Raw genomic sequence first — 18,369 nt, 5'->3', positions numbered from 1 at the left:
GAGTTGTTGGTTCCATATCGCATCAGTAGAACGTGATCACGGGTGCAACAGACTGCTAGCGTGTGACACATGTCTGATTTGTCAGTGAGGGACGAGCTGCGGGCATTTGTCAATGAACGCGATTGGGCTCAATTTCACACCCCTGAGAACCTTGCAAAGAGCATTTCGATCGAGGCGGCTGAGCTGCTTGAACATTTTCAATGGGATGCGTCTGCGTCGGAATCGGAGCAGGAACTCATTGAAGAGCTCGCAGATGTCTTGACTTACGCATACTTATTGGCAGATCGACTCGGTGTCGACCCTGAGCAAATAATGCTCGAGAAACTTGAGAAAACTAAATCAAAGTACCCCACGGAGAGATCGCGCGGCAGGAGTACGAAGTATGACCGGCTTTAGTATTGAGAAATTTGACTTCACTGCATCTGGTGTCACTAAGTGGGGGCAGCGAGATCGCAAACATTCGAATTGGCCGGTCGTCTACACGATTAGCGATACGGATGACCTCTATATTGGGGAAACGCTTAACGGTGTAGCCCGTTTGAACCAACACCTCGCGACAGAAGCGAAACACCACCTTGAACGCGTGCAAGTTGTGGTCGATGAGACCTTCAATAAGTCTGCCTGTCTAGATCTTGAATCATTCCTCATCCGCCTATTTGCGGGTGACGGTAAGTTTCGCGTACTCAATCGGAATGATGGCATAACCGATTCTGACTACTTCTCACGTGAGCGTTACCGCGAAACTTTTGTCGATGTCTTTGATCAGCTCCGTTCCGAAGGCTACTTCACCCGAACGATTCCGGAGATCGAGAACAGTGACTTGTTCAAGTTGTCACCCTTCAAGGCACTGACACATGATCAGGCAATCGCTGCAGAAGACATCCTCGAAGGACTCTTCAAAGACATTGAGTCAGGTATTGGTAGCACTATCGTCGTGCAAGGAAATCCAGGCACTGGCAAGACGATCCTCGCTATCTATCTCATGAAACTTCTTAGCGATATCCAGCATCACGATTATGAGGAACAAGTAGATCAGGATTCGATGTTCGCCGACTTTTTCGTGCCTGGGCATCGTGAACTATTAACGGGCTTCCGCATTGGTCTGGTGATTCCGCAACAGTCATTGCGGGCGTCAATCCAAGCCGTGTTCAAGAGGGTGCCGGGGCTCAGTCCCGATATGGTCCTCACCCCATTCGATGTAGGTGAGGCAACTGAGAAATTTGATCTACTCATAGTTGACGAGGCCCACAGACTTAATCGCCGATCTGCTCAGGCGATGGGGACTCTCACAAAGCAATTCGGTGAAATCAACGATCGATTATTTGGTCCAAATGGCGCGCAACATAGCCAGCTGGATTGGATTGAGCACCAAAGCGCGCATCAACTGTTCCTCATCGACTCGGATCAGGCGGTTCGTCCTGCTGACCTGCCGCGCGCCGAACTTGATGCGCTGATTAGTGTCACGGAATCAAAAGATAGGTTCTATCGGCTCGTGACACAGATGCGGGTGAGGGCTGAAGCTGACTATGTGGGCTTCGTCAAAGAGATGCTTGCTGGGGGAACCCCAGACCCGCAGGATTTCGGTGAGTACGATCTCCGGTTTTTCGACGACTTCGACGAGATGAGACGTGAAGTTCTCCGCCGCAATGAGGAATTCGGTCTTTCACGGTTGGTCGCGGGTTATGCGTGGAAGTGGAAGAGCCGCACTGACAAGCAGGCATACGACATAGAAATCGGTGAAAGTAGGCTGCAGTGGAACAGAACAATGACCGATTGGGTGAACTCAAAGACGTCGGTGAACGAGGTGGGATCAATTCATACGATTCAGGGTTATGACCTGAACTATGCGGGCGTCATTATCGGGGGCGACCTTGTCCTCGACCCTATTTCAGGTCGTACTCGCTTTGAGCGCTCGCGCTACTTCGATGCACGCGGCAAAGCGAACAACAACATGCTCGGCATCAAGTTTAGCGACGAGGACTTATTAGAGTATGTGCGCAACATTTATGCCGTACTTTTGACGCGCGGTATCCGAGGAACCTACATATGGATTGAGGATGAAACGTTACGAGAGCGAGTGCGCAAGTCGATATCGCTGCTGCCAACACACGGAACCTAGAACCTGACTTGGTCAGAATCGGAGAAGGGGACGCATGATACGCCGCGATGCCAGGAGAAATCGTGCGGAGGCCTGGAGTCGGGTACGGTTGGGCCAAGGACTCCCAGCATCCAACGCAAGAGTCGGAACTCAAATGTCGGTCGTGCCTACTAACTTTAGAAACGACGTCCGAGAACGGCGAGTCCAAGACTTGCACTAACAGGCGCCGGTAGACTACCGCCGAACACCAAAATCGAGAAGTCCGAGGAATAATGCAGATGTCCAACCTGACCTTCCGCATGGGGGAGCTTTTCAGTGGTCCCGGCGGCATGGCTCTCGGAGCGCGGGTCGCTGCACAGTCCATTCCCGGCCTCGCTCATGAGCATGTCCACAACGACCTGCAGGGCGGTCATGGAGGTCGGCACTGGACTTGCCGAAGCCAGCCACCCCGCTGAGCTCCAGACATGGCTCGAGCCTGTCGCCTCGTGCGTAGGCAACCGAGGTAAGTAACACGATTGCGCCTGATTCCATCACTCGGCTCGCCGCCTGTGAAACGAGAAAGGAGCCCGTGCTGTTCACCGTCATGCTGAGATTCCACTCATCGAGCGACGTCGATTCGATTGCCGAGTGACGATAGATACCGGCGCAGTGCACGACGGCGTCGGGCGATCCACCGAGAATTGACTCGACTTCTTCGAACACCTGCGTCACGCTCCCTGCATCAGTGATGTCGGCGGTGCGGGCGGTGAAGCCTGCGGCCTCCCAGGCGCCTTCCGTGCGATCGATTCCGAACACCTTTCCGCCTGACGCGATTACGGCCTCGCTGACCGCGCGGCCGATGCCAGACTGTGCTCCGGTCACGACGACTCGGCGGGGGAGTGTGCGGTTGAAATCCATGTGGGTGCTCCTCTGTGAGCGAATGATGATCTGTTGTAATGATCGCACCATACTCGAGGCCTCGGCCGCCTCCGCCGAATGACGGAGACGTTGCCAAAGGGCGGCTGCAATTAGTTAGTGAATGAGTGCTTTCAGCGCGATGATGATGCCACCGAATGCACTCGTGAGGAGTGCCCCGCCGAATCGCGCGAGCGTGGATTGAATGCGGGCTGCAGTCACGAACCAGCCGAGCACTCCGAGCAACAGCACGTCGAGCAGCAGCGCTAACCAAACCGCGTTCACGGGTTTCAGAATTCCAAGCACACCGAGGAGCAACACGAGAACGGGGAATATTCCTATTGCGATCATGCCTATCGAATCCGCCACTCCGCGCCTGAGTGCAGCGAGAAACGAGAGGTCGCGGTTGCTCATCTCAGCAAGCGTCGCCGCATATGCGTGCGCAGCAAAAAAGACGACGAGCGTTGCAACAACCGCGAGCAATGCTTCCCACGTCGCAGCGGTGAGATTATTCGACACGATGATCACACCGGCAACAATGATGAGGCCGTAAATGCCGCCAGCAGTCGACAAGAGGTCGAAGAGGTACCTGGTCAGACTTGAATGGTGAGCTGACTCCGCTTGCTTTCGATGCACCAGCACACCCTGTCTCTTTGCATCATCGCTTGAATGCACACATATTACCGGTGCGCGGGTAGGCGAGAGTCACGCCTTCGGGTCGAGCACGACCTTGATGCAGCCGTCGGTCTTCTCCTGAAACATCTTGTACGCGTCGGGCGCCTCAGAGAGGGGCACGCGATGCGTCACGAGGTCCATGGTGCCGAGCGGATCCGCCGGGTCTTCAATAAGCGGTAGGAGGTCATCGATCCACCGCTTTACATTGCACTGACCCATGCGCAACTGAATCTGCTTATCGAACAGCGTGAGCATCGGCATCGGGTCGGCTATGCCGCCATAAACCCCGCTGAGCGAGACCGTGCCACCGCGGCGCACGAGATCGATCGACGCGTGGAGTGCAGCGAGGCGATCCACCCCCGCGGTCTCGAAGAACTTGCGCGCAACCGGGTCGGGCAGCATGGTGGCGGCGTGCTGCGCGAAATGCGCGACGGGGGAGCCGTGCGCCTCCATGCCCACCGCATCGACCACCGCGTCTGGGCCGCGGCCCTCGGTCGCGTCGCGAATCTCGTCGTGCAGATCCTCGGTGAGATCGTACACCCGCACTCCGTATCGCGCGGCGAGCGCCCGGCGCTCCGGCAGTGGATCGATCGCGTGCACCTCAGCACCCAGGTGCATGCCGATGCGCGCCACGAACTGGCCGACCGGGCCGAGCCCGTACACGGCGAGGGTGTCGCCCCGTTTGATTCCGGCGTACTGCACTCCCTGCCACGCAGTCGGCAGAATGTCGCTCAAGAAGAGGTAGCGCTCGTCGGGAAGGTCGTGCGCGACCGAGATTGGGTTGTAATTGGCTTTTGGGACCCGAAGAAACTCAGCCTGCCCGCCCGGAACTGATCCGTAGAGCCTCGAGTACCCGAAGAGCGCGGCTCCGCTGCCATGCTCGCGCACCTGCGTCGTCTCGCACTGCGAGGTGAGGCCGCGCTGGCACATCCAGCACGATCCGCACGAGATCGTGAACGGAATGACCACACGATCGTCGGCGGTGAGATTCGACTCGGGGCCCGCCTCGACGACCCTGCCCATGCACTCGTGGCCGATGATGTCGCCCTCGTCCATGAACGGCGTCAGCACCTCGTACAGGTGCAGATCAGAGCCGCAGATCGCCGTCGACGTGACCTCGATGATTGCGTCGTCGGGGTGCTGTAATCCCGGGTCGTCGACCGTCTCGACGCTCACGTTCCGTTTGCCCTGCCAGGTCAGTGCGCGCATGTGGGGTCCTTTCGGGATTGGTGCTGTACTTTTTCGTGCGGTTGCATTTTGCGCGATTGTTTTCGTGCGTTTGTTTTCATGCTGTCGCGGATCGATATCCCCATACTCTTTTTGCCTGGTTTCCCGAGCAAGGGGGTGGTGTCGCGCGGGTGATTGGCGTATGGAGCATTTAGTGGACTTCGTGCGGCGAGCGCAACCCCCTGCGCTTGGGTACCAGGGCGTGCCAGGATTTGGGGGAGGGAGAGGGTGTGGCGATCCACCCCGCTTCACGGAAAGGTGTAGGCATGAAGGAGTTCATTCGCAAGGCCATTGCGTGGGCGCTTGAGTTGCGGCTCGTGCGCACGGTGCTGCGCTACTCCGAGCATCAGGGGCCGCGGCTCGCCGATAGCGTGACGTACCGCGTGCTCTTCAGCGTCTTCGCCGCCGTGCTGCTCGGGTTCTCGCTGGCGGCGCTGTGGCTCGGCAATAATCCCGATGCGATGCGGGCGCTCACCGAGGCGCTCGATAGCGTGATTCCCGGGCTCACCGACGTGGTGGATCCAAGCAAGATCGACGCACCCACCGGCTTCACGCTCGTCGGCATCGCGTCTCTGCTCGGTCTCATCGGTGCCACGATCGGCGCGATCACGAGCCTACGCAGGGCGCTGCGCGTCATCGCCGACCAGCCCATGACCGACGGATTCTTTCTCTGGGTCATCGCCCGCAACCTGCTCGTTGCTCTCTGCTTTGGCGGGTTGCTCGCCGTTGCGGCGGCGTTCTCGTTTGTTGGTTCGATGGGCATTGAGACCGTGGCCTCGTGGCTTGGGTTCTCGCGTTCCCCAGTTGTCGATGTGCTCACGCGCGGGGTCGGAGTCTTGGTCGTGTTCGCAATAAACACGCTCGCGATTGCGCTGGTGTTTCGCATGCTTTCGGGCGTGCGGCCACCCGCTCGTGCGCTGTGGATCGGCTCCATGCTCGGCGGCGCCGGCCTCATCGTGCTGCAGGAGCTTTCGAGTCTCTTCGTGCGCGGTGCGACGTCGAACCCGCTGCTGGCATCGTTCGCGACGCTGGTTGCTTTGTTGTTGTGGTTCAACTTGTCGGCGCAGGTGATTCTGGTGGCTGCTTGCTACATCGTCGTCGCAACCGCCGAGTCAGTGGATCGCGTGCGCGAGAAGTACGGCGCCTCGACGTTCGCGCAGCACCGGGTGCGTCGTGCCGAGGACCGGCTTCATGTCGCTGCGCGCGAGCTGCGGGATGCGCAGGAGGAGGCCGAAGGGGAGTTGGAGAAGCTGGAAAATCCCTGATCAGGAGGTCTTGTCTGGATTTATCTCCGCTCACAGGTGGCTTATGGCTCTTTTCGAGTGTGAGTTGGTGCTCTGTTCTGTGCATAACCCCTTATTCGTCTGAAGCGGGTGATGGAATAGGGGTATGAATTCGCAGCCCACCCCTCACGATCCTGGCTCAGGTGCACCTGAGCGCCGGGTCGCGTTTGGCGCGGATTCTCCGAACCTTGATGCGTTGGCAGCTGCACTTTGTGCTCTGGAGGAGGCGGAGCGTTTGGCCCGCAGGGCTGAGGCTGATCGGCTCGTCGCGCTTGCCGAGCTCGAGCGTGTTGCGGCGCTTGAGGCGCAGCAGTGCAATGACGATTCCCCGCTTGAGCGCTCCTTCGCGTACCGTGCGACGATAGCTGAGGCAGCGGTCGCATTACATGTGACCGAGAGGAGCACCGAGCGTCAGGTTAGTCAGGCGGCGCAGCTCGTGACTCAGTACCCCGCAACGGTTGACGCGTTGCGTGAGGCAAAGATCGCTCGGGCCCATGCTCTCGTCGTACTCGATGCGGGCAGTCTCATCGGCGAACTCGGCGTGCCTGACACCGAAGAGACTCGTGCGGTGCGGGCGAGCTTTGAGGCACGTGTGCTTGAGGTTGCTGAGGTGGAGTCTCCTAACCGCTTGCGCACGTTCGCGAGGCGAGTTGCGGAGCAGCATGCACGGGTGTCACTTGAGGAGCGGCATGAGCGAGAAAAGCAGAATCGTAATGTGTGGCTGACGCCGCGGGAAGACGGAATGGCTGAGCTTGGGGCTTACCTCCCGGCCGATACGGCCTCGGCGATCTTCTCGCGCATCACTCAGGCTGCGAAGCAGCAGGCCGCAGTTGACGCGGGTGCGGTGGAATCGAATGCTTCAGAGCCCGCGACCCCGGCCGAATCACCATCAGCTGAAGCGCCCTCGTCTGACTCGCGCTCGGCTGAATCACCCTCGGCTGAATCAGCTGCGCCTTTCGTTGCGAAGCGCCGCTCACTTGGAGAACTTCGTGCCGACGTGTTCAGCGAACTGCTTCTTGACGGCGACACGCTTAGCGCTGAAGGCGCCGCGACTGGTCAGTACTTTTCGATTCAGGGCATAGTTCAGGTCTCGACGCCACTATCGCACTTGCTCGATGCAGACTCGAGCAATATTGCGGGCTCAAAATCTACGGGCCATCAGTTCGCAGGTTCTCAGTTCGCAGGTTCTCAGTCCGCGGATTCTCAGTCCGCGGATTCTCAGTCCCCAGGTGCTCACTCAGCGAATGTGCGTCACTCTCAACTTCCACTCCCTGAACTCCAGGGTTATGGGCCGATCCCAGTCTCGATGGCGAAGCGCATAGCGGCCGAGGCTCCAGTGTGGTTCTCGGCGATCACCGATCCAGAGACGGGCAACGTTCTCTCGGTTGATCGCTACCGCCCTTCCGAGCAGCAGAAGCGTTTCCTCGCGATTCGCGATGAGCGCTGCAGATTTCTCGGGTGCCAGATGCCGGCGCATCGCTGCGAGATCGACCACACGGTAGACGCGGCGCTTGGTGGGCCGACGACCACAACAAATCTCGGGCACCTGTGCAAGTCGCATCACCGGCTCAAGCACCACTCCGGGTGGAAGGTGATTCAGCGCCCCGACGGAAACTACGAGTGGACGAGTCCAACCGGTCGACGACGTGTCGATCGGCCGCCGAGTCGTGTGCGATTCAAGGTGGGAGAGAGCAGCGCTGGGCAAACCTCGGCGCCAGTCGCTGAGTCGCGCGTCAACCTCCTCGTAGATCACAGCGCAGAAGCTTCAGCTGATCCGCCTGATGGGCACACATCGAAAGCATCAGCCGATCTGTCTTCTGACGCTCCCGAAATACCGGAGTGGGCCACGCGAGTGGACCCAAGGCGGCCGATTGAGCAACGCCTCGGGCCCGAAGTCGAGTTCCCATTTTGAAGGGTATGCGCCTGTTACGCACAAGGTCTCGACTAGCCCGGTCAATCAGATGAGTTTTGCTCCATTAGATAGCCGCTTCTGATCAACTGAGGCGCGAGGCGAGCATGCGTTTACCCTGCTCGCCAGCCTTCAGGCTGTTGTGTTGAATCTTGCTGAACCATTCTGCTAATTCGTCGTCGCCCGCGGCTTTCGCGTCTTCGATGTATTGCACGAGCTGGTATGCATTCTTCAGCGAAGCCTCGAGCACGCAAATAAGGTTGTAGTCCTTGTCACGAATGGGGCTGGCCGGCGTGCTCGTAGAAGTAGAGGTGTTAGCGGCGGAATTCGAAGCGGAACTCGAAGTAGAAGTTTCTGACATGGCAATCATCCTGTTCTCTGTCTCTTGCATCATGGACTCCACCAGGCTCGCCGTCCTCATACCTCACCACCACACCCTTGCGACCTGAGACACAGAGGGTTACCCTGCCTTCCCACATCCCGGCCCAAAAACACAACTCAGCCTTGGGGTTTCCTGTCAACCCCCTAGCGTTAGTTCCGATGCTGACGAGAGAGTGAGGGCAACACACACCAAAGGAGGAACCATCATGGGTATGGGATCTGGCATTGTGCTTTTCGTCATTGGAGCGATTCTCTCGTTCGCGCTCAACCTCACGGTCGACTGGATCGATCTCGTTTTCGTTGGCTACCTGCTCATGGGGGCCGGCGCACTGATCTTCCTTATTTCACTAGTGCTGTACTTCTCGCGCAGACAGCGCAGAACCGCAGCAGGTGATCCGGTGGATCCATACGTCGAATAGACGACTTAGGAGAAGTTTTAGGGCAACTGGGATCCGCTCACAGGTAACGGGAACGGATCCCAGTTGCGTTGGTGAAACGCATTAAACGAGCAGAGAGCGAGGCGCGAGCATGGCCGAAATCTGGGAACAGAACGAAGAGATTAGCGAGGACGAGGAGCTGACCGTCACCGATCACCGGGACGAAGCTGAGCCCAAGGTCTCTCCCGAAGAGGAGCAGGCGGTTGAAGTGACGACCGACGATCCTCGTGAGGCCCTCGAAGAGCAGGGTGAGGATGTGTCCTCGTCTCCGGCCCGGCGCGGTCATGAAGACGTGAACTAGTCCTCGAACTTTATGAGCTTGAGCTAGCCCGAGGTTGCGATCCTGGGCAAGCTCATCGAGGCGGATCCCAGCAAGGTCATCGGCATGGATCCCGGCTAGTTCATCGAGGCCAGCGTTTTATCGGGCCGCCAACCCCTCCACACTGGCTGCCGAAAGCTCCCGGTTCGGGTGCGTCCCTTCGATATGACCTCACCAATGAGTTTGGGGCGCACCCACTGAGCATCTCGCTGCGCCTCGGCGGGAACGTCAACCACAGGCTTCGACGTCTGCAGTGGTTCGAGCAGGGTGCGGATCCGCCGGCGTTCCGCCGACGAGAACCCCGTTCCGACCCGTCCCGCGTAGCTGAGGTCTCCTGTCTCGGTGCGATCGGCGAGCAGGAGCGAGGCGAACCCCTTCGCATCTGAGGTGCTCTCGCGCCACCCGATCACCACGGCCTCATCGGTGTGCATGATCGGAAACTTCATCCAATCGCCAGAGCGTTCTCCCGGGTGATACGCGCTGTTCCAGCGCTTCGCGACCACGCCTTCGAGACCTAGTTCGGCGCTCGCATCGGCGGCGTCCTGCGCTGTTCCGTCGAAGTGATCCGGAACCGCGACAGGTGCTCCGCCCGTCGCCTCAGAGCCAGCAGACACTTCGACGAGGCCCTGCAGCAGCTCACGACGTTGACGATACGGCAGCCTCGTGCAGTCCTGCCCATTCACCTCCAACACGTCGAACACCAGCAGCGAGGCAGGTGCCGCACGTCGCGCGCGAGCGATGTCGCGCTCATTCGTGAGCCCGAACCGCTGCTGCAGCAAGCTGAAGCTCGGAGCTCCATCAGGGCCGAGCGTCACAATCTCCCCATCGAGTACCGCTGCTTCGGCGTTTACATACTCCGCAAGACCAAAGAACTCCGGATAGCTTTCGCTGATATCAGCACCCGACCTGCTACGAATGAGTGTGCGATCGTGTGCTATTTCGACCAGGGCTCGAATCCCATCCCACTTCATTTCAAAGCCCCACTCATCTAGATCCAGGCGAGAGAACTCGGCCTCGGATCCTGCCAAGGCGAGCATGGGTGACAACGTTGGTGTTCGCGATTGCGTTGGCGTTGAGGGGGACGTTTGCTTTGTCAGCGGCGCGCGCATTGAGGAGACAGGTTGAGCACGCTCGACGCTGGTGGCGCTGGTGGCACTCTCGGCACTGGTGGCATGAGTGGCGTTGGCGGGGCTCATGAGGTGGATCATCCACCTTGGCTTGCCGCCAGACTCTCCGGCGCGGAAAAGCGCGAAGCGCTTTGATCCACTGCAGTGACCACTCTCACCGAGCCCACCGCTGAGCCCTCCGCCGGGAGCGCCGTGCAATGTGACGATGACCTCGTCGTCCCGCCACTTCTCGAGCTCGTAGTGTCCCGAGTCCCAGATCTCGACCTTGCCAGCACCGTACTCGCCCTTGGGGATTACCCCTTCGAAATGCCGGTACGACATCGGATGATCCTCGGTAGGTACCGCAAGGTGATTTACCTTCGGGTCGGTCGGCGGCCCCTTAGGAATCGCCCAGCTCACCAGCACACCGTCGTGCTCAAGCCTGAAATCGTAGTGCAGCCGCCGCGCCTGGTGACGCTGAATCACGAATCGGGGGAGCGAGGAGCGAGCGTCAGTATTTGCGGCGGCACCGCTAGCAAAGCCGATACTGTCGCCCTCCGCATCGGAGCCGCTACCGGCATCGGCGGCACGAGAGTCCTCGACATCACGGCGCCCCGCCCGCGGCACGGGCTCGGAGGTCTTCGACGCGTCGCGCTTCGCGCGGTACTCGTTGAGCTTCTCGGCGCCGCGTTCAGCCAGGCCCCGCTCGCCAGCGTCATCCCGCAACAACTCCGCAAGCGGATCCCCACGCCGCTCAACACGCTTCAACACCTCATCGAACCGCAGGTGCTTGAGGTGCGGCGAAGCCAGCTCCCGCCAGGTGCGCGGGGCCGCGACCGTGGGGGCGATCCGCCCCCGCAACGAGTACGGCGCAACCGTCGTCTTCGCGGCATTGTTCTGGCTCCAGTCAATAAACACCTTGCCGGGCCGCAGCGAACGCTTCATTGAACTCGTGATGTCGTCGGGGTGATCCGCCTCAAGAGACCGCGCGAGCTCTTTCGCCACCTTCGCGACCTCATCTGACGACAGTGTGCCATCGAGCGCCGCATAGAGGTGGATCCCCGAGCTCCCACTCGTGAGCGGAATCGACGGAAGCCCCATATCGCTCAAAATATCCCGCACCAGAAACGCGACGTCGGCGACCTCGGTCAGCTTCACACCTTCGCCGGGGTCGAGATCGAACACCATACGATCGGGGTTTTGCTGCTTGCCCGCGCTGTCGAACCGCCACTGCGGCACATGGATCTCAAGCGACGCGAGCTGCGCTAGCCACACAAGCGTCGCCTCATCGTTCACAAGCGGGTACTCATTCACATGATCCTTGTGCTGAATCTCGCCCGTCGCCACCCACTCGGGCGCGCCCTCGCCGATGTCCTTCTGAAAGAACGAATTCTGCTTGCCGTCTTCACCAACACCATCGGGCCAGCGTTTGCGGGTGGCTGGCCGATCCACACAGTGTGGCAGCATGGTCTCAGCGATCGCGCTGTAGTACGCAAGCACCTCACCCTTCGTCGTGCCAGTCGAGGGGTACAGCACCTTGTCGAGGTTCGTGACCCGCAGCTTGCGCCCATCAACCCATACGAATTGCCCATCTTTCGCCATACCTACATGATTCACACACCGAGGCGCAAGGCGTAGCCCTTTGACACGCGGGTGGTCTTTACTGTACGCATGAGAGCGATATGGAGCGGAGCCATCACGTTCGGACTCGTGAATGTGCCAGTCAAGTTATACAGTGCCACCGAGGATCACGACGTCGACCTGCACCAGGTGCATGACAAAGACGGCGGAAGGATCCGCTATCAACGCCGCTGCGAGGTGTGCGGGCAGACCGTCAAATACAAACACATCGACCGCGCCTACGCCGACGACGAAGACACGATCGTGCTCACGAAGCAGGACCTCAAGTCCATTCCGCAAGAGCGAGATCGCGATATCTCGGTGCTCGAGTTCGTGCCGAGCGACCAGGTGGATCCCATCATGTTCGAACGCACCTACTATCTCGAGCCATCCGGCAAAACCACGAAAGCGTACGTGCTGCTTCGTCGCACGCTCGAGAAAACCGACCGCACCGCCATCGTGCAGTTCGCGCTCAGACAGAAGACGAGGCTCGCGGCGCTTCGCGTGCGCGACGACGTCATCGTGCTGCAGACCCTGCTCTGGCCAGACGAGGTGCGCGAAGCGGCGTTCCCCGCGCTCGAGCAGCGCGTGCGCATCAGCGCGAAAGAACTGCAGCTCTCGGCCTCGCTCGTGAAGAGCTACTCCGACGACTTCAAGCCCGACCAATTCACTGATGAATACCAGGAGCAACTGCGCAAGCTCATCGAGGCGAAGCGCAAAGCGGGCGACTCACTCGACACCGAGGAGACCTTCGGTGAGACAGAGCACGAAGGTGCCGAAGTGATCGACCTCATGGAAGCACTCAAGCAGAGCGTCGCCAAATCGAGGGCCGCGAAGCGGGGGAGTTCGGCGAAGCGGGGAAGCCCGGCAAAGAAGAGCACAGCAGCAAAGGGTGCAGCCAAGAAGAGCGCGACGAAAAACACAGCGAAGAAAAGCACAGCCAAGAAGAGCACGGCGAAAAGCACAACAAAAACCAAAGCAACTGAACGAAAGGCGAGCTGATGGTCGATTCTGCACTCGGCAACGATGTGGATCGGTGCATCGAACGGCTCATTGCAGCGGTCCGTGACGCAGGCTGCACGGTCGGAACCGCGGAGTCGCTCACCGGCGGACAGCTCGCCGCCGCATTCTCCGCCGCACCCGAGGCGGGCGAGTGGTATCGCGGTGGAATCGTCGCGTACCACCCCGAGGTGAAGTACAACCTGCTCGAAACCCCAGTCGGCCCCGTAGTGACACCAGAGACAGCGGCGGCGATGGCCTGCTCGACCGCGCACATGCTCGGCGCCAACTACACCGTCGCGCTTACCGGCGTCGGCGGGCCCGGCCCAGACGAGGGGCAACCTCCCGGAACCGTCTACCTCGCAACCTTCACCGCTGGCCGCGAGCCAATTATCGAGCACTTCAGGTTCGATGGAGAGCCCGTTGAGGTCATGGAACAGACGATCTGCGCGGCGCTCACCGCGCTCGCCGAATTGATCGAGCAGAACACGTAAGTACTGACGATCCACTTGTCAACGGGCTTTATGGGATGCGGCGCCCCAAATTACAGTCGCTGGTATGAGTTTCTTGTTTGACCCCGAGCCTGTACAACTGCCACGCCCGAAGTCGCTCTGGCGAATGACCGGCCCGAGCATCGCGTCTGACTCGCACGCACCGCGCAGATGCGACACCGTCGTTGTGGGCGCCGGTCTCACCGGCCTCGTGACCGCGGTGTTGCTCGCTCGCGCGGGCCAGCGGGTCACCGTGCTCGAGTCGAGGCGGATCGGCGACGGCACCACCGGCAACACCACAGGCAAGCTCAGTCTGCTGCAGGGCACCGTACTCTCAGAGGTGCGCGACCACGCCGGAGATGACGTACTGCAGGCGTACGCCGAGGCGAACCGCGAAGGACAAGCCTGGCTACTGCGCCAGCTTGAGACCGACGGAATCGCCGTCGAGCGACGGCCCGCGTTCACATATGTGCGCGATAGTGAGCACCAGGAGTTACTCGAGGAAGAATTCGAAGCGGCGTCTGTTGCGGGCGTCGAGGCCGAGTGGGCTCGTACGACTGGGCTACCGTTTGAGACCGCTGGAGCATTCACCCTGCCAGACCAGGCCCAGTTGCAGCCGCTCGACGTGCTCGTCACGCTCGCGCGAGAGCTGCGTGAGCGTGACGGCGTCATTGTGGAGCACTGCCCGGTTCGGGACATTGACACTGAAGGCGACCACCTCGAAATCGAAACCGACCTCGGAACGATGACCGCAGACCGGTGCGTGCTCGCGACCGGCACGCCGATCCTCGATCGCGGACTCTTCTTCGCAAAGCACGAACCATCGCGCGCGTACGTCTCCGCCTATCGAGTGCCATACGCCGAGATCCCGCGGGGCATGTACCTCGCGGTTGGCGGCGGCGCACCCCACTCCCTCCGCACTGCTCACGACGGCACCGGGAGCGAACTACTCGTCGTCGGGGGAGAGTCACACGTCGCTGGCCGCGGCAGCGGCGTGAACGCCCTGCGCGAGATCGACGGGTGGGTGAGCGCGCACTTTCCCGTTTCCGAGCGAGTCACGTGGTGGGCGGCGCAAGACTATCGAAGCCACACGAGGGTCCCGTTTGCGGGACCTCTGCCGCGCGGCGGCGACCGCATCTACACCGCGACCGGCTTCAACAAGTGGGGCATGACGAACGGCGTCGCCGCGGGTCTCACCATCGCCGCAGACATGCTCGGCGGTCACCTCGAATGGGCGATGACCCTGCGCGAGCACAACCTGAAGCTTCCCGCAGTGCGCGACGCGCTCGCCGCCAACACGCAGGTTGCTGCGCACCTTGCGAGTGACTGGGCCGACGCGATTGGGGCCGAGAGCCGAGACAGTGACGCCGTACGCAACCTCGAAGAGGGACGTGGGCGCGTCGTTCGTGACGGTGCCAAACCAGTCGCAGTCTCGCGAGTCGACGGCAGAGTCTGCGCTGTCTCCGGCATTTGCACGCACCTCGGTGGAGTCCTGAGCTGGAACCGAGCCGAACGCACCTGGGACTGCCCCCTGCACGGCTCACGCTTCGCCCCCGATGGCACGAGGCTCGAGGGGCCCGCAACCGAGGACTTGGAATCGTTTGATTGACATCACACCACTGCAAATCCGCCTCACCAACGACTACGAAGTGGTCGTGGCAGGCCTCAAAGCGATGCTCGCGCCATTCTCCGACCGAATCGAGGTGGTCGATACCGAGGTCGGTGGGCTGGTTGGTAGACAACAACCCGTCGACCTCACCCTCTACGACACCTTCGGTCGAGCACAGTCCAACCAAGACGACCTTGCTGCGATCCTGGCCGACACGCGTTCTGGCAAAGTCGTCGTCTACAGCTGGAACACACACGAACACCTCGTCGCGGAGGCCCTCGCAAAAGGGGTCACGGGATATCTGAGCAAGTCGCTGGGCGCACCCGAACTCGTAGACAGCCTTGTGCGCATCGCAGGGGGAGCCGTGGTGGTGCCCGCAGGTGTTCCCGACCGAGAGCCAGTACCGAACCCGTCAGCACCGAACTCACCAGTACCGAACTCGCCGGCAGAGGATATCGGGTCGTGGCCAGGCAAACGCGAGGGCTTGAGCGTGCGCGAGGCAGAAGTGATCGCCCTCATCACGCAGGGATACACGAACCCCGAGATCGCCGACCGCATTTATGTCACGGTGAATTCGTTGAAGTCGTATATCCGATCCGCCTACCGAAAAATGGGGGTCGAGCGCAGATCGCAGGCAGTGCGCTGGGGCATCGCGCACGGAATGTTGCCACCGGACCATCAATCTTAGGGTCACCGCCGCGGCGATACACCACCCTACGGGGTGGTATGACCAGGCGCTATATTCTCACTCATGGGAACCCTCAGCTACGGCAACGCGCACACCATCGAAATCGACGACAACACGCTTGCCCATCTGCGCTCAGTCACGTTCGCCAAGTTGCGCGGCCAAGAGGCGTTTCCGCTCACCATCGTGCACACGAGCGAAGACGAAAACGGTGAGGCCAAGCACGCCGGATCGACTTCGCTCTGGGTGTCTCCTGACACGCCAATTGTCTTTCAATTTTCCGACACCGAACCCGACGAACTCTCAAGAGAGTGGATCGAAGAACTCATGCGGTCGTCGTACGAGAACCGCGGATTGGTCATCTCTGTGCAGTAGAGGTCGTGGAGTAGGGGCGTAAGCACACCCACAACCCCCGCTCAACACCTACTCCGATAAATTGCAACCCCAATGCGTGAGATGGCCAATCCGTGCTTATTCTGGGGGTATGAATGAGCAGAGCGAGAACCCGGCGCAGAACGAGCCGCGCCCCGACCCCATGAAGATGATCAATCAGCCCGCACTTCAGCAGTCAAAGGGCACCATCTGGATTGTCATGGGCGGACTCTTCATGCTCATGAGCGTCATCCCGTTTGGGGCACTCGTGTTTCTCGGGAGTGGGCGCTCAGCGCCTCTGGCCCTCACAGTTGGGATCGTGGTCATCGCACTCTACGTCGCGATGCTCGTGGTGAGATTCACGGTCGATCAGCAGAAGCTACGCCTTCGCGTGCTCGCGATCTGCATGCTCAGCATGGCTGGCATCGCGCTCATTGGCATCTGGGTCTGTTCGCTGATCGAGAACGCCGGGGCTGCCAGTGTTGCGTAATTGCGTGTTGCGTAATTGAGGTCTGCGCGGTCGGACGCTTAAGCCGTCTGCCCCTTGTGCTTCCCCTCGCCGACCTCTTCGACGAGCTTCCTGTTGAACGCCGGAAGATCATCGGGGGTGCGGCTCGTCACGAGTCCGTTATCGACAACGACCTCTTCGTCGACCCATTCGGCTCCAGCATTACGCAAGTCTGTTTTGAGGCTCTTGAATGACGTGAGCTTTCTGCCGCGTACGACGTCGGCGTCGGTGAGGATCCACCCGCCGTGGCAAATCGCCGCGACCGGCTTCTGCTGCTCGAAGAAGTCGCGCGTGAATGACACCGCGTGCTCATCGACGCGGATCGTGTCGCCGTTCACGACGCCACCCGGCAGCACGAGGGCATCATAATCGCTCGCGTTTGCCTGTTCCGAGGTGATGGAAACGTCAATGGTGTGACCGTTCTTGCCCTTAATTGAGCCTGGCTGCGTGGAGACAATCTCAACCTCCGCGCCATTGTTCGTGAGCGCATCTACGGGCTCCGTGAGTTCCGAATCCTCGTAACCGTTCGTAGCGAGTACCGCGACTCGCTTTCCTGAAAGTTTTGACATTGTGGTCTCCCTTGCATGTGACAGTTTTGGCGCGGTAATTACGCCAGTTCGCCCCACAGTTAACCCTCCTGAGAGAGTCAATGTAACCCCGTTGAAAATGGCCCAGCCAGCCGCTAAGGTCGCGCTATGAACACAACGCACGTTGGCATCCACGTAGGCATTGTTTGGAACCCATCAAAGGCCGAGCGCGATGCGCTCGAAAAGGCCCTCGCGTCGGCCCTTGACGCGACCGGGGAATCAGATTTCGAGGTTCCCGAGATCACCTGGCACGAGACTCTCGAAGACGATCCGGGGCAGAGGGCCACGGCGGCAGCGTTAGCGGCGGGTGCCGACCTCGTACTCGCCGTCGGCGGCGATGGCACCGTGCGGGCTGTGGCTGAGCAGCTGGCGAACGAGCAGCGGGCCGGCGATGCACAGCGATCCGCCGACCTCGGCATCATCCCAATGGGAACCGGAAACCTACTCGCGCGAAACCTTGGCGTTCCTCTCGGGGATCTTTCCGGAGCCTTCACCCTCGCACTCAGCGGCGAGTCACGACCGCTCGATCTCGGGTGGGCCGAACTCGGAACGGTTGGCGGGGCTGGCGGTGAGACGGGCGGTGAGCCGGGCGTTGATACTGGCGCTGCGACAACCCGATACGCCTTCGCGGTAATGGCAGGCTTCGGCATCGACGCGCACATGATCACCGAGACGAACGATGACCTGAAAGACAAGGCTGGCTGGCTCGCCTATATCGAATCACTCGGGCGGGCCGTCGCGGCGAGCGACCTCGTCGAAATGACTGCTTCGTTCGATGGCGAAGCACCCACCAGGCTCGAGGCCCACACACTCCTTGTCGGCAATTGTGGCATGCTGCAGGGCGGCATCACGCTGCTTCCCGACGCCGATCCATCAGACGGCGAACTTGACTTGCTCGTGTTGAGCGCCGACGGCGTCGCGGGATGGATCGACACCATGCGCAACATGGTGTGGGATAACGGTCTCATGCGGCTGCTCAAGCGCAAGGATAAGTCAGAAGACGGTCTCACTGCTGAAAGCAGTGCGAGTGCGGATCACAGCCGCATCACCTCGCTCGTCATCGAGCTTGATACACCGCGCGTCTTCGAGGTCGACGGGGACGATCTCCACGAGACCACCCGCATCGAGATCAGTGTGCAACCTGCGGCGATCCGCGTGCGAGCTTAAGC

The 18,369-nt window shown here is 60.4% G+C and carries 19 protein-coding genes; 13 read left to right on the top strand and 6 right to left on the bottom strand.

Features of this window, described 5'->3' with window-relative positions; genetic code table 11:
• Positions 1–69 precede the first annotated feature (69 nt).
• Positions 70–396, top strand: coding sequence for a nucleotide pyrophosphohydrolase (locus H9L06_RS03415; RefSeq protein ID WP_187555851.1), 327 nt, complete (start codon positions 70–72; stop codon positions 394–396).
• The gene (locus tag H9L06_RS03410) at positions 383–2,119 is read left to right on the top strand and encodes a DUF2075 domain-containing protein (protein WP_187555850.1); all 1,737 of its coding nucleotides are present in this window, start codon (positions 383–385) and stop codon (positions 2,117–2,119) included. Before H9L06_RS03415 ends, H9L06_RS03410 begins: the two co-directional genes overlap by 14 nt.
• A 291-nt stretch (positions 2,120–2,410) precedes the next feature.
• Here the strand turns inward: H9L06_RS03410 and H9L06_RS03405 are convergent, their stop codons facing one another.
• The 3 genes from H9L06_RS03405 to H9L06_RS03395 all read right to left on the bottom strand — a co-directional run bounded on the left by H9L06_RS03405 (position 2,411) and on the right by H9L06_RS03395 (position 4,876).
• Positions 2,411–2,995 (bottom strand): SDR family oxidoreductase, encoded by a 585-nt coding sequence (locus H9L06_RS03405; RefSeq protein WP_187555849.1) that lies wholly within the window; start codon positions 2,993–2,995, stop codon positions 2,411–2,413.
• 114 nt (positions 2,996–3,109) lie between these two features.
• Positions 3,110–3,628 (bottom strand): hypothetical protein, encoded by a 519-nt coding sequence (locus H9L06_RS03400; RefSeq protein WP_187555848.1) that lies wholly within the window; start codon positions 3,626–3,628, stop codon positions 3,110–3,112.
• A 69-nt stretch (positions 3,629–3,697) separates the two neighbouring features.
• Complete coding sequence (locus H9L06_RS03395; protein ID WP_187555847.1) at positions 3,698–4,876, bottom strand: zinc-dependent alcohol dehydrogenase; 1,179 nt, start codon at positions 4,874–4,876, stop codon at positions 3,698–3,700.
• A 284-nt stretch (positions 4,877–5,160) separates the two neighbouring features.
• Between H9L06_RS03395 and H9L06_RS03390 the strand changes: the two genes are divergently transcribed.
• The gene (locus H9L06_RS03390) at positions 5,161–6,159 is read left to right on the top strand and encodes a YihY/virulence factor BrkB family protein (RefSeq protein ID WP_187555846.1); all 999 of its coding nucleotides are present in this window, start codon (positions 5,161–5,163) and stop codon (positions 6,157–6,159) included.
• Between the two features lie 124 nt (positions 6,160–6,283).
• Positions 6,284–8,089 (top strand): HNH endonuclease signature motif containing protein, encoded by a 1,806-nt coding sequence (locus H9L06_RS03385; protein WP_187555845.1) that lies wholly within the window; start codon positions 6,284–6,286, stop codon positions 8,087–8,089.
• An 82-nt stretch (positions 8,090–8,171) separates the two neighbouring features.
• On the opposite strand, the gene H9L06_RS03380 is transcribed toward H9L06_RS03385, so the two are convergent.
• On the bottom strand, positions 8,172–8,447 hold the full coding sequence (locus H9L06_RS03380) for a hypothetical protein (protein WP_223165213.1): 276 nt from the start codon (positions 8,445–8,447) through the stop codon (positions 8,172–8,174).
• Positions 8,448–8,673: 226 nt separating this feature from the next.
• Between H9L06_RS03380 and H9L06_RS03375 the strand changes: the two genes are divergently transcribed.
• The gene (locus H9L06_RS03375; RefSeq protein ID WP_187555844.1) at positions 8,674–8,886 is read left to right on the top strand and encodes a DUF6458 family protein; all 213 of its coding nucleotides are present in this window, start codon (positions 8,674–8,676) and stop codon (positions 8,884–8,886) included.
• A 109-nt stretch (positions 8,887–8,995) separates the two neighbouring features.
• Positions 8,996–9,205, top strand: a complete 210-nt coding sequence (locus H9L06_RS03370; RefSeq protein ID WP_187555843.1) for a hypothetical protein — start codon at positions 8,996–8,998, stop codon at positions 9,203–9,205.
• A 95-nt stretch (positions 9,206–9,300) separates the two neighbouring features.
• Here the strand turns inward: H9L06_RS03370 and H9L06_RS03365 are convergent, their stop codons facing one another.
• On the bottom strand, positions 9,301–11,931 hold the full coding sequence (locus tag H9L06_RS03365; RefSeq protein ID WP_187555842.1) for an ATP-dependent DNA ligase: 2,631 nt from the start codon (positions 11,929–11,931) through the stop codon (positions 9,301–9,303).
• Positions 11,932–12,000: 69 nt separating this feature from the next.
• Here H9L06_RS03365 and ku point away from each other — a divergent pair, with 69 nt between their 5' ends.
• From ku to H9L06_RS03335, 6 genes are all read left to right on the top strand, one after another.
• The gene (ku, locus tag H9L06_RS03360) at positions 12,001–12,951 is read left to right on the top strand and encodes a non-homologous end joining protein Ku (RefSeq protein WP_187555841.1); all 951 of its coding nucleotides are present in this window, start codon (positions 12,001–12,003) and stop codon (positions 12,949–12,951) included.
• Positions 12,951–13,442, top strand: coding sequence for a CinA family protein (locus H9L06_RS03355; protein WP_187555840.1), 492 nt, complete (start codon positions 12,951–12,953; stop codon positions 13,440–13,442). The genes ku and H9L06_RS03355 overlap by 1 nt, the downstream gene beginning before the upstream one ends.
• A 64-nt stretch (positions 13,443–13,506) precedes the next feature.
• Positions 13,507–15,048, top strand: coding sequence for an FAD-dependent oxidoreductase (locus tag H9L06_RS03350; protein ID WP_246454474.1), 1,542 nt, complete (start codon positions 13,507–13,509; stop codon positions 15,046–15,048).
• Entirely contained in the window at positions 15,041–15,736 is a 696-nt protein-coding gene (locus H9L06_RS03345) for a response regulator transcription factor (protein ID WP_246454473.1), read from the top strand. The genes H9L06_RS03350 and H9L06_RS03345 overlap by 8 nt, the downstream gene beginning before the upstream one ends.
• Positions 15,737–15,799: 63 nt before the next feature.
• Positions 15,800–16,108 (top strand): DUF7882 family protein, encoded by a 309-nt coding sequence (locus tag H9L06_RS03340; protein WP_187555838.1) that lies wholly within the window; start codon positions 15,800–15,802, stop codon positions 16,106–16,108.
• Between the two features lie 109 nt (positions 16,109–16,217).
• Positions 16,218–16,595 carry a hypothetical protein gene (locus H9L06_RS03335; protein ID WP_187555837.1) on the top strand — a complete coding sequence of 126 codons (378 nt, stop codon included), beginning with the start codon at positions 16,218–16,220 and terminating at the stop codon, positions 16,593–16,595.
• Positions 16,596–16,633: 38 nt separating this feature from the next.
• Here H9L06_RS03335 and H9L06_RS03330 read toward each other — a convergent pair whose 3' ends face one another.
• Entirely contained in the window at positions 16,634–17,182 is a 549-nt protein-coding gene (locus H9L06_RS03330) for a type 1 glutamine amidotransferase domain-containing protein (protein WP_187555836.1), read from the bottom strand.
• Between the two features lie 126 nt (positions 17,183–17,308).
• Between H9L06_RS03330 and H9L06_RS03325 the strand changes: the two genes are divergently transcribed.
• Positions 17,309–18,367 carry a diacylglycerol/lipid kinase family protein gene (locus tag H9L06_RS03325; protein WP_187555835.1) on the top strand — a complete coding sequence of 353 codons (1,059 nt, stop codon included), beginning with the start codon at positions 17,309–17,311 and terminating at the stop codon, positions 18,365–18,367.
• Positions 18,368–18,369: the final 2 nt, after the last annotated feature.

The sequence above is a fragment of the Leucobacter denitrificans genome (genome assembly GCF_014396385.1).
Classification (GTDB): Bacteria; Actinomycetota; Actinomycetes; order Actinomycetales; family Microbacteriaceae; genus Leucobacter; species Leucobacter denitrificans.
Note: the sequence above shows the minus strand (reverse complement) of the source record. Positions and strands in the feature narration are given on the sequence as shown.